Consider the following 16,918-nt stretch of genomic DNA (forward strand, 5'->3'; position numbering starts at 1 on the left):
GATCGCGAGGGTCGCCATGCTCAGGCCTCATCCGCGTCGTCACTCGTTGCAGCACCGAGGATGATCGGATTGCCAACGAGGGAGAGCGTCTGACCGGACCACTCGACGCCAGCCACCTTCTTAGCGTGCGCCAGCGCCTGTTCGAACACCTCCACGGCCGTCTCGACGTCGATCGGCGCGAGATCCAGGGACTTTCCGTAGCGCTGGTCGAGAGTGACCGCAGGCTCGCCCTTCTCACGCAGGTGACAGTTCGCACGCAGGTGCAGCTCACGGTCGGACAGAGACATGCCCAGCAATCCATACGCCGCGAGCAAGGCCCGGGAGGCCACGTCCGCCTCTGTCGTCCCCCCGAAACGGAGCTGCCGGAGAGCAGCGAAAGAGAGAAGCCTGCGGCGGGTGATGGACCGACACGCCACACCGCCCAGCTCACCGAGCGAGGGCGGAATGTTCCCCAAGCCCAAGGTGGACATCGAGGAGCCGGTGTCGCCCTTCTTCTTGGCCTCCGACAGGATCTTGGCTTGGAGCTTGTCACTGAGCTCCTCAGCCTGGTCCTTCACCAGGGCCTCGACGTCTTTCGCACTGGGCTTGACGCTGGCGGCGACGGGATCCACACGCGCCGCGGCACGCCGATTGCGCCGCTCGTCCGGACGGTGGTCCTGGTCTGTCAGAACACCGATGACCTCGCCGGTCAAGCAGGTCTGATAGCGGCCCTGATGCGACTTCCGCGTGGAATCCCACGCACCAAGAACCAGTGACGTGGGAGCGGCTTCAAGGAGGGGGCGCGCATTGTGACGTGTGGCGTTGCGCAGGGCCCGGTACACGTCCGACTGGGTGACGGGCACCCCGTCCAGGGACGCCGAACGAATGTGGGCGTCGAACGCGCGATGCGGGAGAGTCAAGTCGGATTCGACCTGGCCGCCATAGGCAACCTCAATGGAGGGCACCTTCCGCAGGGCCGCACCCTCCCTCGTGGAACCGTCGCGTCGGGCCTCCACGATCGCATCCTCGTCCCGATTGGACACCGACTGCTTCGAATCGACGACAACGGTCCAGACGGGCGCCTGCGCGCCGTCGTCCCCCCGCTCCATGCGCGTCTCGAACGCGAACGTGGCGCCGCGCCCGTCCTGCAGAACGCGAGCCGGAGCAATCACCGCCCCCGGTCCGCCCGCCGGCTCGAGCTCCGTCTCAGACAGCAGAGACGTGCTCCCACCTGGGGCGCAAGCAGACAGCAGATGGTCGAGGGACAGGGTCGTTCGGTCAGTCATGAGAGGAGCCTTTCGTTGCCGCGGCTATTGGGTGGAACGGTTCGGCGAACACGACGCTTATCGCGTCCGCCCTGTACGGGAACCTGTGCATCAGCAGGCCCGTGAGGCCCACGGTAGCACCAAGACTACTCATTATTCAGCACTCCTTCGTACATCCACCGCTATCAACCCAGTATGCTCTATCGAGCAGGGGAGGCCACCGCACTCGATGAGGGGAGCCCGCTCTCCTGGACGGGAGGCCCCTCTCAATGGATGAAAGGAGTCGCATGCCGATTAAGTACACCCCAGAGTTCAAGGTGAAGGCCCTGCAGCTCATCGAGGAACACGTCCGTGTAGAGCAGTGCTCTGCCTTGGCCGCCTGCACCAAGGTCGGCGAAACCCTTGGCGGGATCTCCCCTCACACCCTGCGGAAGTGGTGGAAGCGAAGCGGTCTGGACCGAAGTGAGGCGCTCGGTGTGAGCACTGATCGCTCTGAGGAGATACACCGACTTCACCAAGAGAACCGCACGCTGCGCGACGAGAACGAATGGCTCCGCCACACCTTGGCGTATTTTGCAGCGCGGCCCTACCGCCCACACCGTGATGACCCAGATCAGTGACCACTGCCGAGACATCGCGAAGGTAGGCTTCGGCATGCGCCTTCGCCACTCCGAGAGCTTTCATTGAGGATGGGTTGACAGAGTCGGTTGTCACACCCGGCCGCACCTACGCGGAGCACTCTCCGCGTCTTCGTTGCACTCGGGGTGGCGAGGGTGCACGGCGGACTCAATCGATGAGTGCAACAGATCCTTCCTGGGCGTTCAGGAAGGCAGTACCCGCTCACCATGCCCCGATCCACGCGAGAAGAGTCCCTGAGACGACGTCTGCGTGCCCTGTCCTTGATGGTCGCCAGAGGCCGGTCGCAAGACGTTGCCGAAGAACTGAAAGTAGGCCGTAACACCAGGACGGTGTTGCACTGACCACCTGAGTCGGCCCCTGTTCGACAACTCCTGCGTCACCCGTCCGGCAGGACGTACCGACGGTTCCGGCTGGTCGGGGGCGCAGTCGCCACCACAACACCCCGTTCAACAAGACCGCGCAACACCGGTCGCAGGGAGGTGACGGCTCGCCCGGTCGCACGGGCCACGTCATGCACACTCAGCTCCTGGGCGTGTCCACTGGCCAACGCATCAACAACGGACTGCTCAGCATCGGTCAACCCCTGCTCCTCAGCCCACAGGGCGTAGGAATCCGTGCCCGTCTCACGCATCAGACCCTTCGACGCCAGACCGTCCAACACCATGCGGAGCACATCCGAATCCGCCCCCAGAGACTGCCTCAGGCCTGGAACGGTGACCCCGCCGTTCCGCCGGGCGATCAGGAGGATCGCCTCCTCCTGCTCAGTGAGGGTCTCACTGCTGAGAGACTGCAACCACTGACGCAGTGCAGGGATCTCAACGCCATGACGCCGCAGAGTGACCACCACTTGGTCCGGATGCACGGTGAACTCCGGGCCTTCGAGCGCATGAGCGGTCATCTGGTTCATCATCATGCGCACTCCGCCCCCTTGGCCCTCCACGGTGAATCCCGCCGCCTCATGGTGGGGCACGTGCTGCAACATCTGCATGAGCACCCTGTTCCGGCACATGGACCTGCCGTCGTCGAGGTTGTCTTTGGTCTTGCCTCCCCAGAGTCCACCGGGGCTCGCAATCTCCACGCGATCCGGGTAGACGTCCACCGTGACCGGCTCACCTTGGAAGAGGTCTGCATACTCGCGGTGCACCACGGCGTTGGCGATGGCTTCACGAAGGACGTCTTCGGGAATCTCCAAGTGCTCCGTTCGCCCGCTGCCTTCGACCGTGGCATACCGCTGCAGGTGTCTGGCCGTCGCCGCCACGGCCGTCTGCACCACCTCTGGCAGAGCCCCTTCGCACTGCTGACGGTCGCTGAAGCGAACTCGGCCTCCTCCGGTGGCCTTCGCGAGTCCAGGATGCACAGTGACATCCACGAGCAACCGGGGGAAGAACTGCTGCGGATACACCCCCAAGCTCAAAAGCCCCGCGAGCGTGACGGAAGCGTCCTCGGTGAGGATGTTCAGGCGCCGCAGCCGCTCTCCATGATCCACCGTGCCTCGGAGAGCCACAGAGCTCGCACGTCGCTGCAGGAGGGCGTGCAGCTGCGACTCGTCGAGATCTTTCAGAGAAGCCCGCGGCACGGCGGAGAGGTCTACCGATGACTGGGTCAGGGCATGCCGCATCTCATAGATCTCTGCGCTGGAGAGGTGGAGATCCTTGTCATCCACCCGCTTGTAACTGCCCTTCTCAATACCCTGCGCGGTCCGCCAACACGGCTTCCGGCCCAGGTCGTTCTCCGCAATGTCCACGGCGACGACTGGACGTCCTTCCAGTTCAGCGCGCTCGATCGTGTACACCGGTGGGTTGGTCAGCTGTGGAGGCTGCCCGCCGTCCCCCATGCCGGAGACGAACTGGTCGATCACGCGCTGGGGATCAAATCCCTCGGCCGGCACAAAGCCTCCAGCCTCCGACACGCCCAGGAGAATCCGTCCACCCCGGGTGTTGGCGAACGCGCTCACCGTCTCCCAGATGTCCTTGGGCAACCCTCCGCCTGCAGCTTTGGCCTCGCAGAGGGCATCATCCGAACGTTGGCGCCTCAGCCTCTCCACATCCCGCAGCACCCCGCCATCCGCCGTCACGAGACCCCCACTCACTCACCGAGCCATCAGCACGTACTCTACAGACTGACGGGCTCACTTTACACAGTGAAGACCTCACTTTACTCAGTGACAGCGTCACTTTACTCAGTGAGGTTGGTTCCCACCGCAGTGACGGCCCCAAGAGGCATCGCGGACACGGTGCCTCCGTCAGAACCCCCCGCCGACCCCGCCATCCTCGGCCAGGTTCGAGAACCTCGAGTAGTGCCCCTGGAACCCCACCACAATGGTCTTCGTGGGCCCGTTCCTGTGCTTGGCCACGATCAGGTCCGCCTCGCCGGCGCGCGGGGACTCCTTGTCGTACACGTCCTCGCGGTGCAGCAGGATCACCATGTCCGCGTCCTGCTCGATCGACCCGGACTCACGCAGGTCGGACACCTGCGGCCGCTTGTCCGTGCGTTGCTCGGACCCACGGTTCAGCTGGGACAGCGCGACCACCGGCACCTCGAGCTCCTTGGCCAGCAGCTTCAGGGCACGGGAGAACTCGGCCACCTCCTGCTGACGGGACTCGACCTTCTTGCCGGAGCTCATCAGCTGCAGGTAGTCCAGCACCACCATCTTGAGGTTGTTCTTCTGCTTCAGGCGCCGGCACTTCGCCCGGATCTCCATCATGGACATGTTCGGGGAGTCGTCGATGAAGAACGGGGCGTCGTTCAGCCGGCCCACGGTCGCGGCGATCTTGGACCACTGGTCATCCCGGATGGTGCCCTTGCGCAGATCCTGCAGGGCGATCGTCGCCTCCGCGCTCAAGAGCCTCATCGCGATCTCGTTCTTGCCCATCTCCAGGCTGAAGAACACGGTGGCCATGTTGTGGTGCAGTGCCGCGGCGCGCGCGAAGTCCAGCGCCAGCGTGGACTTGCCGACCGCCGGGCGGGCCGCGATCACGATCATCTGGCCCGGGTGCAGGCCCTGGGTCAGCTCGTCGAAGTCGTAGAAGTCCGTGGGCACGCCGGTCATGCCCTCGCCCTGGTTGCCCGCGGCCTCGATCTCGTCGACCGTGTGCTCCATGATCTCGGACAGCCGCACGTAGTCCTCGGACTGACGGTTCTCCGCCACCTTGTAGATCTCGGACTGCGCCTCGTTGACGATCTCCTCGACCTCACCGTCTCCGGTGTAGCCCATCTGGGTGATCTTCGTGCCCGCCGTCACCAGACGCCGCAGCACCGCCTTCTCGGCCACGATCTCCGCGTAGAAGCTCGCGTTGGCGGCGGTCGGCACGGACTGGATCAGCTCATGCAGGTACGCCGGTCCACCGGCGCGGGTCAGCTCCTGGCGCTTGTTCAGCAGGTCCGCCACGGTGACGGCGTCGGCCGGCTCGCCACGGCCGTAGAGGTCGATGACCGCCTCGTAGATCATCTCGTGGCTGGGGCGGTAGAAGTCGTGGCCCCGGAGGATCTCCACCACGTCCGCGATGGCGTCTTTGGAGAGCATCATGCCGCCGAGGACCGAGCGCTCCGCCTCGAGGTCCTGGGGCGGCAGCACGCCGCGGTCAGAGGAGCGGCCGCCGTCGTCGTAGGCGCCGGAGTCTCCGTACTCATCAGACATCTTCCGGATTCTCCCTTCCCACGGCGCGGCACGACGGCGGCCTCCGGACCGGCCGAGCCAGCCCGTATTCCTCTGTGACACCCCCGGCCGTCGCAGGTGCCGCGCTAGTCCGCCGCACCGGCGTGCAGGACGTCGATGCGGCGGAGGACACCTCCAGTCACGGGGGCGGCGGATGGACGCCGACGTAGTGGTCACCTGCCGGCCAATACCCACCGCCTGCGACGTGGGGATAGCACGGGACACTACCTGTGGCGCGGAACCTGCGACAACCGCGTGTTCCACAGGTCCTGTGGACAGCATGTGGACGGCGCGGCGTGTCGTGTGGATTCCGCGGCGTGGCGCTGGGGACAAGACTGTGGGGCAAACCCACAGGAGCTCACTATTCTCCCTCTGACCAGGCATGATGCTGATCCACGCCTGTGGGGAAAGATTTCTTCCTGGGAGATCCCTGGCCGTGGCCACACGCCCTCAGATCACGTTTGACCCCCGTCTCACCCGGGTGTTATAAACCCCTATCCACATCCCAATCCACAACGTCCACATCTGTGGACAACTCGTGTGGACAAGCCGCCGTGACCTGGGGACATCCAGATTGACAGCCCCCTTCAGGCGACCCGGCCCACAGCCTGCAGCAGCTCGTCCACGCGCTCCGCTGCCCGCTCCAGCGCAGCCAGGAACCGCTCCGGCTCGGCCGCCCCGCCGGCCCAGTGGCTGACCGTGAACTCCAGCCAGTCCCCCCCCGGCGTGTAGGCCACCCCGAACCCGTCCTCCACGGAGGGCACGAACGCGTAGCGGACCACCTGGTCGGCCGAGCCGATCGACGTGGTGGACAGGAAGTCCTCCCGCGCCTGCCGCACCGCCGGATGCCCGGTCAGCTCGTCCAGCGCCTCGGACCTCTCCTGCACAGCCTCGGCGGCCAGTCTCAACCCGAACAGGTGCCGGTCCACCCCGTGGCCGGCCTTGCAGGCCTTCACCCAGTCCCGGTGGGCATCCAGCGCCGCCACGAGCAGCTCCCGCCACTGCACAGCCGCCCGGCCCTCCACAGGCCCCGCGGCGAGCGCCTCCACCAGTGCGACGAGCTCCGGCGTCACCGGCCGCAGGCACTCGGTGCGCCCGGCCTGGTACTCGCGCATGTCCACAGACTCGTAGTGCCCGCGCACCCGCCCGAACGCGATCCGCTGCGCCAGCGCCATCACCAGCTGCTGCACCGCATCCAGGCTCACCTTCATCCCGGCCGCCTGCACGTCCGGCCTCCGCGTGCGCACCACGTCCACCCGCAGCTTGGCGGCCCGCTCCGCCGCCTCGTCCAGCAGCGTGGTCGCCCTCTCGCGCAGCTGCTCCGGCCACTTCCAGGCCAGCTCCTTCCCGACGACGTCCGGCTCCCCCGCCTGTCCGCTTACCTCGGCCTCGGAGCCGGGGGCAGGGCGTGCCGCCTGCGAGGTCTCCTCCACAGCAGCCTCCTGCATGCGGCGCACCGCCTCCACCAGCGTCGCCCCGTCCACGGTGGAGTGCTCCACGTGCATCGCGGTCCACCCGTCGGTCAGCCGGTGCAGGTAGGAGATCGGCCGGTAGACCCAGGCCAGGCTGGGATCCGTCAGGCCCTGCAGGAGCGCCGCGGCATCCTGGCCGGCCACAGCACCGCGCCCGCCGTCCGCGCCATCACCATTGCCCTCGTCGCCCACGCCCGTGCCCGTGCCTGTACCCGTCCCCGTCTCACCGTCCAGAAGGCTGACCGTGAAGAGCATCTGCCGCAGTCGCTCAGAGACGGCCGCGTTGCGCTCGTCCTGCATCAGCTCGGGCAACAGCTCCGCCAGGTGCGCCGAGCCCAGGGCGGAAAGCGCACCGAACGCCAGCTCGCCCCCGACGACGCCACCGCCGATGCCGCAGGAGCCGACGCCACCGCTGGCGCCATCATCACCGCCGCCACCATCACCGGCACCGCCCCGCGCCTCCTCCGCAACCCTCGCCACGGCGGAGGCGAGCTCTGCCCTGCCGAGGAGGCGGCCGTCGTCGTGGGTCAGGGGCACCGCGAACAGCCGACCGCGCACGAACAACCCCACCTCACGCCGGGCCGTGCCCGGCTCCGCCGCACGGAAGGCATCCACGTCCTGACCGGGCTCGCGCAGGCCGCCGTTGAGGCAGGCGAACTGGGCGGGGTCGATGGCCGAGCCGCGCGCGTCCACCGGCGGCTCGGTCTCCCCGCGGGCCTCGGTCAGGTGCACCGCAGCCGCCCGCCGGATCACGTCCGCCGCCCGCTCGAACGAGTCCTCCACAGCGCCGCCGGGCTGGTCGCGGCCGAGGGCCACCTGGAACACCACGTTCGTGGACAGCGGCAGCGGCCGGCGCTCCGCCAGGTACCCGTGCAGCCACGGCACGGACATCCAGTTCCGGCCCGCCGCATCCTCGGCCTCCGCGCGGGCCACCAGCGCCTCACGCAAGGCGGGGCCGTCCTCGGCGAGGAGACGGTCGGCGAGCGCCCGGACCTCGCCCGCGTCCTGCGGCCTCACGGCGGCCACCATGCGGACGAGCCGGTCCAGCACCGGGGCGGTCTCGGCCACGGGCAGATGCTTCAGGGCAGGGTGCGGATGCGCAGAAGGGGTCATGGCTCCATGCTGTCAGCCCCCCCGCCGACTCGAGTGGGCAGTTGTTCCACGAATCCGGCCGGATCCGTGGAACAACTGCCCACTCGACGCACACCCCAGGAGACCCCTCACGCCTCCTTGTCCGCCGGAGCCTCCTCCACCACGGGCTCGATGATCGGGTTCTTCGGCAGCTTGCGCACGCGCTTGGGGCGCTTGGAGCGGGCCGGGATGAGCGAGCGCATGTTCTCATGCTTGCCGAAGCAGAGGAGGCGGTCGTTCTCCTCCAGCTCCTTCTCCGCGCTCGGGTTCGGGAACACCTTGGTGCCGCGGTGCAGGGTGAGGACCTGGATGTCCTTCTCCCAGAGGCCGGACTCGCCGATGGTCTTGCCGATCATGTCCGCGCCCATGTTCACGGCGATCTCGGCCACCCCGTACCCGGTGGACACGGCCAGACGCTGGCGGACGTCGATGTCCGGGAACCCGGCCTGGTCCGCGATGTAGTCCACGATCGCACCGGCCACATCCAGCTTGGTGGCGCGCTCGATGCCCTCAAGGCCCGGGGAGGAGTTGACCTCCATGACCAGCGGGCCGTTCTCCCCCTCGAGCATGTCCACACCGGCCACGCGCAGGCCCATGATGTGGGCTGCGCGCACGGCGGTCTCCTCGAACTCCGGGGACAGGTCCACCTTCTCCACGGTGCCGCCGCGGTGCACGTTGGAGCGGAACTCGTCCCCCTGGGCCACCCGGCGCATGGCGGCCACCACGCGGTCCCCCACCACGAGCGCACGGACGTCCTTGCCCTTGGACTCCTTCACGAACCGCTGGATGAGCACCTGCTGGTCAGTGCCGTGCAGCGTCTCGATGATCGCCTCGGCCACCTTCTTGGTCGGCGCCAGGATCACACCGATGCCCTGGGTGCCCTCCAGCAGCTTGATCACCACGGGCGCCCCGCCCACCATGTCGATCGCCGTGGACACCTCGCCGCGGTTGCGGACGAACACGGTGGCGGGCATGTCGATCTCGTGCCGGGACATGATCTGGGTGGCCCGCAGCTTGTCCCGGGAGTTCATGATCCCGGCGGCCGTGTTCGGGGTGTACACGTCCATCTGCTCGAACTGGCGCACCACGGCGGTGCCAAAGTAGGTCACCGAATTGCCGATGCGCGGCAGGATCGCGTCATAGGAGGACAGCGGCCGGCCTCGGAACAGCAGGTCCGGCTCCTCGGTGGACAGGTCGATGCCGAAGCGGAGGGTGTCCAGGACCTTCACCTGGTGGCCGCGCTCGAGGGCGGCCGACTTCAGGCGCTGCGTGGAGTAGGCGCGCAGCGACCGGGACAGAATGGCGAGCTTCACCAGGGATCTCCTGACAGGATAGGGGGCGTGTCAGAGTCTAAGCAGGTCACCCCGGAGACGTCAGTCGAGGCCGTCACGGTCGGATGGCGCGAATGGGTCTGCCTCCCCGGCGCCGGTGTCCCCTGGATGAAGGCCAAGATCGACACCGGGGCCCGCACCTCCGCCCTCCACGCCTTCGACGTGCAGGAATTCCGCCGCGAGGGCCACCTCTGGGTCCGCTTCGAGGTCCACCCCTGGCAGACCTCCGCCCGGGACGCCGTCACCGTGGAACTGCCCGTGGCGGACGAGCGCACCATCCGCTCCTCCAACGGCCGCGCCGAAATCCGCCGCGTGGTGGTCATGCCGGTCACCGTGGGCGGCCGCACCCTCGACGCGGAGGTCACCCTCACCGACCGGGACGAGATGGGCTTCCGCATGCTGGTGGGCCGCGAAGTCCTCGCCCGCGGCTTCCTGGTGGACTCGTCCCGCTCCTACGCCGGCGGCGTCCCGCCCCGCGCCGTCCGCCGCCGCAACTGGGGCAAGCGGTGAGCGTGGAGACGCGCCGTCGTCGTCCCCGTCCGTCGTTCGCGTTCGGCAACGTGAAGGTGCGCGCCGGGCACCGGCGGGAGGTGTCCCTGCCGATCACCCGCACCATCACCGGCGCGGACGTCACCCTGCCGGTGCACGTGCTGCACGGCCGGGAGGACGGGCCCACCGTGTGGGTGTCCGCGGCGATCCACGGTGACGAGGTGGTGGGCATCGAGGTCATCCGCCGCGTGCTGTCCACGCTGAACCCGAAGCAGATGCGGGGCACGCTGATCGCGGTGCCGATCGTCAACGTGCTCGGTGTGCTCGCGGGCGACCGCTACCTGCCGGACCGCCGGGACCTGAACCGGTCCTTCCCCGGCTCGGCGCGCGGCTCGCTGGCGGCACGGATCGCGCACCTGATGATGACCGAGGTGATCAGCCGCTGCGAGGTGGGCATCGACCTGCACACCGGCGCGGACCGCCGTTCGAACCTGCCGCAGATCCGCTGCGACCTGGAGGACGCGCGGACCCGCGAGCTGGCCGAGGCCTTCGACGCCCCGGTGATGTACCACGCCCGGCTGCGGGACGGCTCCCTGCGCGCCGCCGCCCGCGAGGCCGGGGCGCGGGTGCTGCTCTACGAGGCCGGCGAGGGCTGGCGCTTCGACGAGTACGCGATCGCCCCCGGCGTGGACGGCGTGCTCCGCGTGCTGGCGGCCATGGACATGGTGGACCTCGCGCCGCTGGGCGTGGACCCGGCCCCGGACCGCGGCGAGGAGTACGAGGTGGACGTCCCCGCCCTGGTGGATGCCATGGGTGACGAGGCCGAGCCGGTGGCCCCCGACCTTCCCGAACGGCACGTGGTGTGGCGCTCCGGCTGGGTGCGTGCCCGCAAGGACGGCATCCTGCACTCCGAGGTGGTGCTGGGCCAGCTCGTGGAGGAGGGACAGCGCATCGGCACCCTCTACGACTCCTTCGGCCGGACGGTCTCCGCCGTGAAGGCCGACCGCGCCGGCGTGGTCATCGGGCGGGCCGAGGCGCCCCTGGTGAACCGCGGTGATGCGCTCGTGCACATCGGCGAGACCGGTCCGCACGCGGGCTGACGAATCCAGTCGCTTACTGGTGAGGACTCACCAGTTGTCGCACGGGAACACCACGTCGACGGCCACGCACCTTCGCAAGGTGCGCGGCTGGCGTCGTGGTGGCGGCTTGACCCACCCCTGCCTGCGGGAGAAGGTGAGGTAAACGAGAGGGGGATCACCGTGGCCCTCGAGCCCAATGGAGTCGAGATCGCCGTCCTTCTGCTCTGGGCGGTCGGCCTCGTCTGCGCCGTGGCCCGGCTGCGGCGGGAGCGGAGCGTCTCGTCCTGGACAGTGCTCGTTCTGGCGGCCGTCGTGCCCGTGGTCGGGTCGCTCGTGGCGATCGGCGGACTGTTCCTCCCGCAGAGAAGGACGGCGGAGAGAAGCCCAGCCGACGTCACCTGACGCCCTGCCGCAGGCTCAGCCGTTCTGCGGGCCCGTCTCGCCGACGTGCACCAACGCGTCGCCTCGGTTCACCAGGGGCGCCTCGGCACGGCCGATGACCACGCCGCGCCGAGCCGAGCCCTGCGGCGGGCGCTGCCGGGCGCTGCCCATTCCCCTGGCTTACTGGTGAGGACACACCGTCAAAGACCGCTGTCAGAGCGTCGTGACGGTGAGTCCTCACCAGTTGTCACGCGGGGACACCACGACGCCGGCCACTCACCTTCGCAAGGTGCATGGCCGACGTCGGGAAGCCCCTCTCCGGGAAGCCGGCGGTCTCCCGCGCGGGCGTCAGCCCAGCGGGATGCGGCCCTTGAGCTGCTCCGGGTCCTCCACGGGCTCGTCCTTGGTCTGCCTCATCAGCTCCTCGGCCTTCGGCACCGAGTCCCAGACGTTCCAGAGCAGGACGCCGCGGACCGTGCCGCCGTCCACGTAATAGACGACCGCCGTGGAGGTGTCCGGCGCACCGGAGGCGTCCTCGGCCAGGTCCACCACGGTGGTGTGGTCCGTGGTGATCTCCCCGATGGCCTCGTAGCCGGCGTCGAACAGGTCGCCCCAGAAGAACGGGGTGTGCGTGTAGGCCTCCCCCTGGCCGGCCATCGCCCTGCCGGCGGCCAGGCCCTGGGTCTCAGCGGCGTCGGCGTGCTCCACACGGCGGGTGCCGAGCAGGGCGTCCGGGTAGGAGGCGATGTCCCCGGCGGCGTAGACGTCCTGCGCGGAGGTCTGGAGCATCTCGTCCACCACCACGCCGTCCTCGACCGTGATCCCGGCGAACTCGGCGAGCTCCGTGCGCGGCTGAACGCCCAGCGCCAGGACCAGACGATCCGCGTTCAGCTCCGTGCCGTCCTCCAGCGTCACCGTGAGCACGCCGGGCGCGCGCAGGCCGTAGTCCGACGGGCGGGAGAGGTTCTCCTCCTGCTCCCCGGTCTCCTCGGCCGCGGCGGGCTCGTCCGACTCGCCCTGCGCCGGCTCCGGGTCCTGCGGGATGTCCTCCTCGGTGGGCTCGGCCACCTGCTCGGCCTCGGCGACGGAGGCGTAGCGGCCCTCCACCACCCTCACGCCGCGCTCCTCGTAGTCCTTCTGCACGGCCTCGGCGAGCTCCTCCGGGAGCATGTGGGACAGCAGCGGCAGCCTCGGGGACACCAGGGTCACCTGCGCGCCCACGCCGGTCAGGGCCGCGGCGAGCTCGGTGCCGATGTAGCCGCCGCCCACCACCACCACGCGGTCCGACTTGGACACCGCGCCGTGCAGCCGGCGGAAGTCCGAGGCGGTGCGGTAGGTGTGCACGCGAGCGCCCACCTGCGTCTGACCGGTGATCGGCTCGGAGCCGGTCGCCAGCAGCAGCGAGCCGTAGGAGACGGTCTTGCCGGCGATCACCAGGGTGTGCGCCTCCGGGTCCAGGTCCGAGACCTCCACGCCCAGCAGGTAGCGGGTGTTCAGACCCGGGGCGGCCGGTTCCTTCTCATCCGTGGTGACCAGGACCGAGTCCTGCACGCTCGCCTCGTCCTCCGCCCACAGCCTCTTGGACAGGTCCGGGCGGTAGACCGGCGCCGAGACGTCCTCGCTCACCACGGCCACCGTGGCCTCCGGGGACACCTCGCGGATGCCCTCCACGGCCTTCACCGCGGCCATGCCGCCGCCCACGATCACGTGGTCGTAGCTCTCCTCCATGGACGGGGACGCGATCGGCGACCCGGTCGGGTCCAGCAGCGGGGCGTTCTGGGTGGTCTCATCGGCAGCCATGGCTGTCCTCCTTCCGCACGGGCCTCGGGTGTGGCCTGCGCGCCGGTGCGCCGCCGTCGGGGCGGCGCCCTGTCCGCCATCATGGGGCGATCGGCCGCGCAGACGAAACCCCTCGGGCGCCGGAGTCTCCGCGGACAGGCGGAGGCGAGGAGCCGTCGTCGGGAAGGAAGGCGGGGGCACGACGACGGCGCGCTGCCGCCTTCCGAAGAGCCGGCGGCGGTCCGTGGTCAGGCGGCTCGGGAGGCCGTGTGGCGGCCGTGGACGAACCAGTAGTACGCCGTCAGCAGCGCCATGACGGCGCCGGAGAGCAGGTAGGCGGAGCTCAGCCCGATGGCTGCGCCGGCCACGCCCACGATGATCGGCCCCAGGCCCGTGGCGATGTCCAGCAGCAGGAAGTAGGTGCCCGTGGCCACACCGAACTTCTGCGGCGGCACCGCCTGCACCGCGATGGTCTGGAAGCCGCTGATCAGCGGGCCGTGGCTGAGGCCGAACAGGAACCCGCACACCAGCAGCCCCGTGGCCGTGTGCCACTGGGAGAGCAGGACGAAGGACACCGCGTAGGCGATGAGCACGGGGTAGGCGAGGACATCGTCGCCCCGGCGGTCCTGCAGTGGGCCCAGCACGAAGCGGCCGACGAGGGTGCCCAGCGCGAAGAGCAGGAAGAACACGCTGGTGGCTGTCGCGCCGATGCCGTGATCCCGTGCGTAGCCGGCCAGGAACGCGAGCACGCCGCCGCCGTAGAGCATGCCCGCGGCCGCCGTGATCACCGCGATCGGGGCGGCCTCGGAGGCGAAGATCCCCGCGCGGGTCAGTCGGAACCGGCCGGTGGGCGTCGGCTCCGGGATGCGGCGCAGCGCCAGCGCGCAGACCAGGGCGCCGAGCGTGATGAGCGTGGCCGTGACGAACAGCCACTCGTAGCCGAAGCGGCTGATCACCAGGATCGCCGTCATGGGCCCGATGGCGCTCGAGACCGTCATGGCCGTGGAGAACCAGCCGGTCCCCTCCGAGCGGCGGGACGGCGGGATGATCGACTGCACCGCGGTGGCCAGCACCGTGGCGCCGGCGCCGAAGCACATGCCCTGCACGAACCGGACCGCGATCAGCAGCGGGACCGAGGAGGCCACCAGGTAGGCGGCCGAGGACAGGACGTACAGGACCATCGCCACCACCATGGTGCGGCGGCGCCCCCAGGCCTCCATGGACGGCGGCGTGACCAGGCGGGTGACCACCGCACCGAGCACGAAGGAGCCGGTCACCACGCCCGCCACCGTGTCTGAGGCGCCGAACCGCTCCACCGCGTAGAGCGCCATCGACGTCATCAGCAGGTAGAAGATCATCGAGACGAACAGGTAGCCCACCGAGACCAGAACGAAGTCACGGGTCCACAGCGGCGGCCGGGAGGCCGCGGGCGCTCGGGTGCCGGGTGCGGTCATGGGTCGTCTCCTCTCGATGCTCGACGGGGTGGCGGCGGGCTCGACGGTGTGCCGGGTGCTCGACGGGCGCTCGAGCCCCGGGCGCTCAGGTCCCGGGTGCCGGGTGCTCGGGTGCCGGGTGCCGGGTGCCGGGTGCCGGGTGCCGGGTGCCGAAAGCATTCTGCGCCCTGCAGGCAGCCGGGTGCCCGTCCGAGTCGCCAGGTGAACACCCCACAGCGCCCTCGCCTACTGGTGAGGACACACCGTCTGACCCCCGGTCTTCGGCGCTTGAGAGGGTGAGTCCTCACCAGTTGGCGAGCCTGACGGGGCCGCGTCGGCCCACGGAGACTACGCAGGTCCCCGGCGACTACGCAGGTCCCCGGGAACAGCACCGCCCCCCGAGACAGCAGAGGACCCCGGCACGCACCCTGCGGTGCATGCCGGGGTCCCCCGACGACGGTCACATCACCGGTGACGAATCAGGAGTGGGTCTCACTTCTTCTTCGTCTTGGCGGCCAGGACCTGCACCTCGACGTCGGCGACGACGTCCTCGTGCAGGCGGACCTGGGCCTGGTGGTGGCCCACGGCCTTGATGGCCTGCGGGATGGTGATGGAGCGCTTGTCCACGGAGCCGATGCCGGCGGCCTCGATGGCCTCGGCGATGTCGGCCTGCTTCACGGCGCCGAACAGGCGACCCTCGGCACCGGCGGTGCGCTCGAGCTGCACGGTGGTCTCCTGCAGCTTGGCGGCCAGGGCCTGGGCCTCCTCAAGGTTCGCCACGGCGCGGGCGGCGCGGGCGGCCTTGATCTGCTCGACCTGCTTCTGCCCGCCCTTGGTCCACACGGTGGCGAAACCGCGCGGGAGCAGGTAGTTGCGGGCGTAACCGTTCTTGACCTCGACCACGTCACCGGCAGCGCCGAGACCAGTCACCTCGTGGGTCAGGATGAGCTTTGCCATCTGGTGTACTTCCTCTCTCGACTCGCTCGATCAGCCGCGGCCGGCGCCGGCGTAAGGAAGCAGGGCGACCTCACGGGCGTTCTTGATGGCCTGGGCGATCTTGCGCTGCTCCTGGACGGTCACGCCGGTCACGCGGCGAGCGCGGATCTTGCCGCGGTCGGAGATGAACTTGCGCAGGAGGGCGACGTCCTTGTAGTCGACGACAGTGACGCCGGCGGCCTTCAGCGGGTTGGACTTCGGTTTGGGCTTACGGATGTCAGCCTTTGCCATCGTGGTGCTCCTTGTGTCTGGTGGAGCCCGCAGAACGGTTCTGCGGGATGGAACGCCTCCGGCCGTGTCACGGACCGGCGGCGGGGGTGCCTCGCAGCGGCGCCGCGAGGCGGAGAATGGGGCCGGCGGTTCAGTGCCGGCCTCCGGGCTCGGAAGCCCGGACGGTCAGATGCCCTGAGAGGATGCGCCCACACCGGGCGCCGCGGATCAGAACGGGGGCTCGTTGGAGGACGGGGTATCCCAGCCTCCACCGCCGCCGGCGCCGGACCACGGGTCCTGCGGGGCGGCGTTGCCACCGCCCTGCTGGCCGCCCCAGCCGCCGCCCTGCGAAGGGCCGCCGCCGAAGCCGCCGGAGTTGCCGCCGAAGCCGCCTGCAGACTGGCCGCCACCGAAGTCGCCGCCGCCCTGCTGGCCGCCGAAGCCGCCACCTCCGCCGCCACCGCGCTGCGAACGGGTCACCTTGGCGGTGGCGTAGCGCAGCGACGGGCCGACCTCGTCCACGTCCATCTCCCAGGAAGTGCGGTTGTTGCCCTCACGGTCCTGGTAGGAGCGAGCCTTCAGGCGGCCCTGCGCGACGACGCGCATGCCCTTGGTCAGGGACTCCGCCACATTCTCCGCGGCCTCACGCCAGATCGAGCAGCGCAGGAACAGGGTCTCCCCGTCCTTCCACTCGTTCGTCTGGCGGTCGAACGTGCGCGGCGTCGAGGCAACGGTGAAGTTGGCGACGGCGGCACCGTTCGGGGTGAAGCGCAGCTCTGGGTCGGCAGTCAGGTTGCCGACCACGGTGATGATGGTGTCTCCGGCCATGGTCACTCCTGTGTTCGCAGATGGATCAGCGTCGATTCCGGTCCCGGGGACCGGGGTGTGTGTCCGATGCTCTCAGGTCACCCGGACGCGGTGGATCACTCGGCGGCGACCCGCTGCTCCTCCGGGCGGATGATCTTGGTGCGCAGGATGGTCTCGTTGAGCGACAGCAGTCGGTCGATCTCCTGGGCGGTGGCCGGCTCCGAGGTGAAGTTGATGACCACGTAGATGGCCTCGGACTTCTTCTGGATCTC

The 16,918-nt window shown here is 69.2% G+C and carries 15 protein-coding genes; 4 read left to right on the top strand and 11 right to left on the bottom strand.

The genetic code is table 11. The annotated features are described in order from the left end of the window. Window positions 1–20: 20 nt before the first annotated feature. Complete coding sequence (gene cas7g, locus MLY01S_RS09905; protein WP_067191645.1) at window positions 21–1,265, bottom strand: type I-G CRISPR-associated RAMP protein Csb1/Cas7g; 1,245 nt, start codon at window positions 1,263–1,265, stop codon at window positions 21–23. 266 nt (window positions 1,266–1,531) lie between these two features. Between cas7g and MLY01S_RS09910 the strand changes: the two genes are divergently transcribed. Continuing rightward, on the top strand, window positions 1,532–1,864 hold the full coding sequence (locus MLY01S_RS09910) for a transposase (RefSeq protein WP_067191647.1): 333 nt from the start codon (window positions 1,532–1,534) through the stop codon (window positions 1,862–1,864). 395 nt (window positions 1,865–2,259) lie between these two features. Here the strand turns inward: MLY01S_RS09910 and MLY01S_RS09915 are convergent, their stop codons facing one another. From MLY01S_RS09915 to rimK, 4 genes are all read right to left on the bottom strand, one after another. Next, complete coding sequence (locus tag MLY01S_RS09915; RefSeq protein WP_082740093.1) at window positions 2,260–3,972, bottom strand: ATP-binding protein; 1,713 nt, start codon at window positions 3,970–3,972, stop codon at window positions 2,260–2,262. A 153-nt stretch (window positions 3,973–4,125) separates the two neighbouring features. Continuing rightward, window positions 4,126–5,520 (bottom strand): replicative DNA helicase, encoded by a 1,395-nt coding sequence (gene dnaB, locus MLY01S_RS09920; protein ID WP_067191651.1) that lies wholly within the window; start codon window positions 5,518–5,520, stop codon window positions 4,126–4,128. Window positions 5,521–6,125: 605 nt separating this feature from the next. Then, window positions 6,126–8,123 (bottom strand): choline/carnitine O-acyltransferase, encoded by a 1,998-nt coding sequence (locus MLY01S_RS09925; RefSeq protein WP_067191653.1) that lies wholly within the window; start codon window positions 8,121–8,123, stop codon window positions 6,126–6,128. 107 nt (window positions 8,124–8,230) lie between these two features. Further along, on the bottom strand, window positions 8,231–9,454 hold the full coding sequence (gene rimK, locus MLY01S_RS09930; protein WP_067191655.1) for a 30S ribosomal protein S6--L-glutamate ligase: 1,224 nt from the start codon (window positions 9,452–9,454) through the stop codon (window positions 8,231–8,233). Window positions 9,455–9,481: 27 nt separating this feature from the next. On the opposite strand from rimK, the gene MLY01S_RS09935 reads away from it, so the two are divergent. The 3 genes from MLY01S_RS09935 (at window position 9,482) to MLY01S_RS09945 (ending at window position 11,442) form a co-directional block, all read left to right on the top strand. After that, complete coding sequence (locus MLY01S_RS09935; protein WP_174520653.1) at window positions 9,482–9,982, top strand: ATP-dependent zinc protease family protein; 501 nt, start codon at window positions 9,482–9,484, stop codon at window positions 9,980–9,982. Beyond that, complete coding sequence (locus tag MLY01S_RS09940; protein ID WP_245232167.1) at window positions 9,979–11,061, top strand: succinylglutamate desuccinylase/aspartoacylase family protein; 1,083 nt, start codon at window positions 9,979–9,981, stop codon at window positions 11,059–11,061. Before MLY01S_RS09935 ends, MLY01S_RS09940 begins: the two co-directional genes overlap by 4 nt. Window positions 11,062–11,220: 159 nt before the next feature. Further along, window positions 11,221–11,442, top strand: a complete 222-nt coding sequence (locus tag MLY01S_RS09945; RefSeq protein WP_067191656.1) for a hypothetical protein — start codon at window positions 11,221–11,223, stop codon at window positions 11,440–11,442. Window positions 11,443–11,769: 327 nt separating this feature from the next. Here the strand turns inward: MLY01S_RS09945 and MLY01S_RS09950 are convergent, their stop codons facing one another. The 6 genes from MLY01S_RS09950 to MLY01S_RS09975 all read right to left on the bottom strand — a co-directional run. After that, window positions 11,770–13,221, bottom strand: coding sequence for an NAD(P)/FAD-dependent oxidoreductase (locus MLY01S_RS09950; RefSeq protein ID WP_067191658.1), 1,452 nt, complete (start codon window positions 13,219–13,221; stop codon window positions 11,770–11,772). A 227-nt stretch (window positions 13,222–13,448) separates the two neighbouring features. Beyond that, a complete protein-coding gene (locus MLY01S_RS09955; RefSeq protein ID WP_067191660.1) occupies window positions 13,449–14,654 on the bottom strand; it encodes an MFS transporter in 1,206 nt (401 codons plus the stop codon). Between the two features lie 471 nt (window positions 14,655–15,125). Then, a complete protein-coding gene (gene rplI / locus MLY01S_RS09960) occupies window positions 15,126–15,590 on the bottom strand; it encodes a 50S ribosomal protein L9 (protein WP_067191662.1) in 465 nt (154 codons plus the stop codon). 30 nt (window positions 15,591–15,620) lie between these two features. Beyond that, entirely contained in the window at window positions 15,621–15,860 is a 240-nt protein-coding gene (rpsR, locus tag MLY01S_RS09965) for a 30S ribosomal protein S18 (RefSeq protein WP_067191663.1), read from the bottom strand. 207 nt (window positions 15,861–16,067) lie between these two features. Then, a complete protein-coding gene (locus tag MLY01S_RS09970; RefSeq protein ID WP_067191665.1) occupies window positions 16,068–16,667 on the bottom strand; it encodes a single-stranded DNA-binding protein in 600 nt (199 codons plus the stop codon). 95 nt (window positions 16,668–16,762) lie between these two features. Beyond that, the coding region (locus MLY01S_RS09975) for a 30S ribosomal protein S6 (protein WP_174520654.1) at window positions 16,763–16,918 on the bottom strand (156 nt) is incomplete at its 5' end.

Source organism: Micrococcus lylae NBRC 15355 (assembly GCF_001570885.1).
Taxonomy (GTDB): Bacteria; Actinomycetota; Actinomycetes; order Actinomycetales; family Micrococcaceae; genus Micrococcus; species Micrococcus lylae.

What these genes read in the sequence shown, in the direction of transcription:
- cas7g (WP_067191645.1), bottom strand. Translation starts at nt 1,265, where the DNA reads ATGACTGACCGAACGACCCTGTCCCTCGACCATCTGCTGTCTGCTTGC.
- MLY01S_RS09910 (WP_067191647.1), top strand. Translation starts at nt 1,532, where the DNA reads ATGCCGATTAAGTACACCCCAGAGTTCAAGGTGAAGGCCCTGCAGCTC.
- dnaB (WP_067191651.1), bottom strand. Translation starts at nt 5,520, where the DNA reads ATGTCTGATGAGTACGGAGACTCCGGCGCCTACGACGACGGCGGCCGC.
- MLY01S_RS09925 (WP_067191653.1), bottom strand. Translation starts at nt 8,123, where the DNA reads ATGACCCCTTCTGCGCATCCGCACCCTGCCCTGAAGCATCTGCCCGTG.
- MLY01S_RS09950 (WP_067191658.1), bottom strand. Translation starts at nt 13,221, where the DNA reads ATGGCTGCCGATGAGACCACCCAGAACGCCCCGCTGCTGGACCCGACC.
- MLY01S_RS09955 (WP_067191660.1), bottom strand. Translation starts at nt 14,654, where the DNA reads ATGACCGCACCCGGCACCCGAGCGCCCGCGGCCTCCCGGCCGCCGCTG.
- rplI (WP_067191662.1), bottom strand. Translation starts at nt 15,590, where the DNA reads ATGGCAAAGCTCATCCTGACCCACGAGGTGACTGGTCTCGGCGCTGCC.
- rpsR (WP_067191663.1), bottom strand. Translation starts at nt 15,860, where the DNA reads ATGGCAAAGGCTGACATCCGTAAGCCCAAACCGAAGTCCAACCCGCTG.
- MLY01S_RS09970 (WP_067191665.1), bottom strand. Translation starts at nt 16,667, where the DNA reads ATGGCCGGAGACACCATCATCACCGTGGTCGGCAACCTGACTGCCGAC.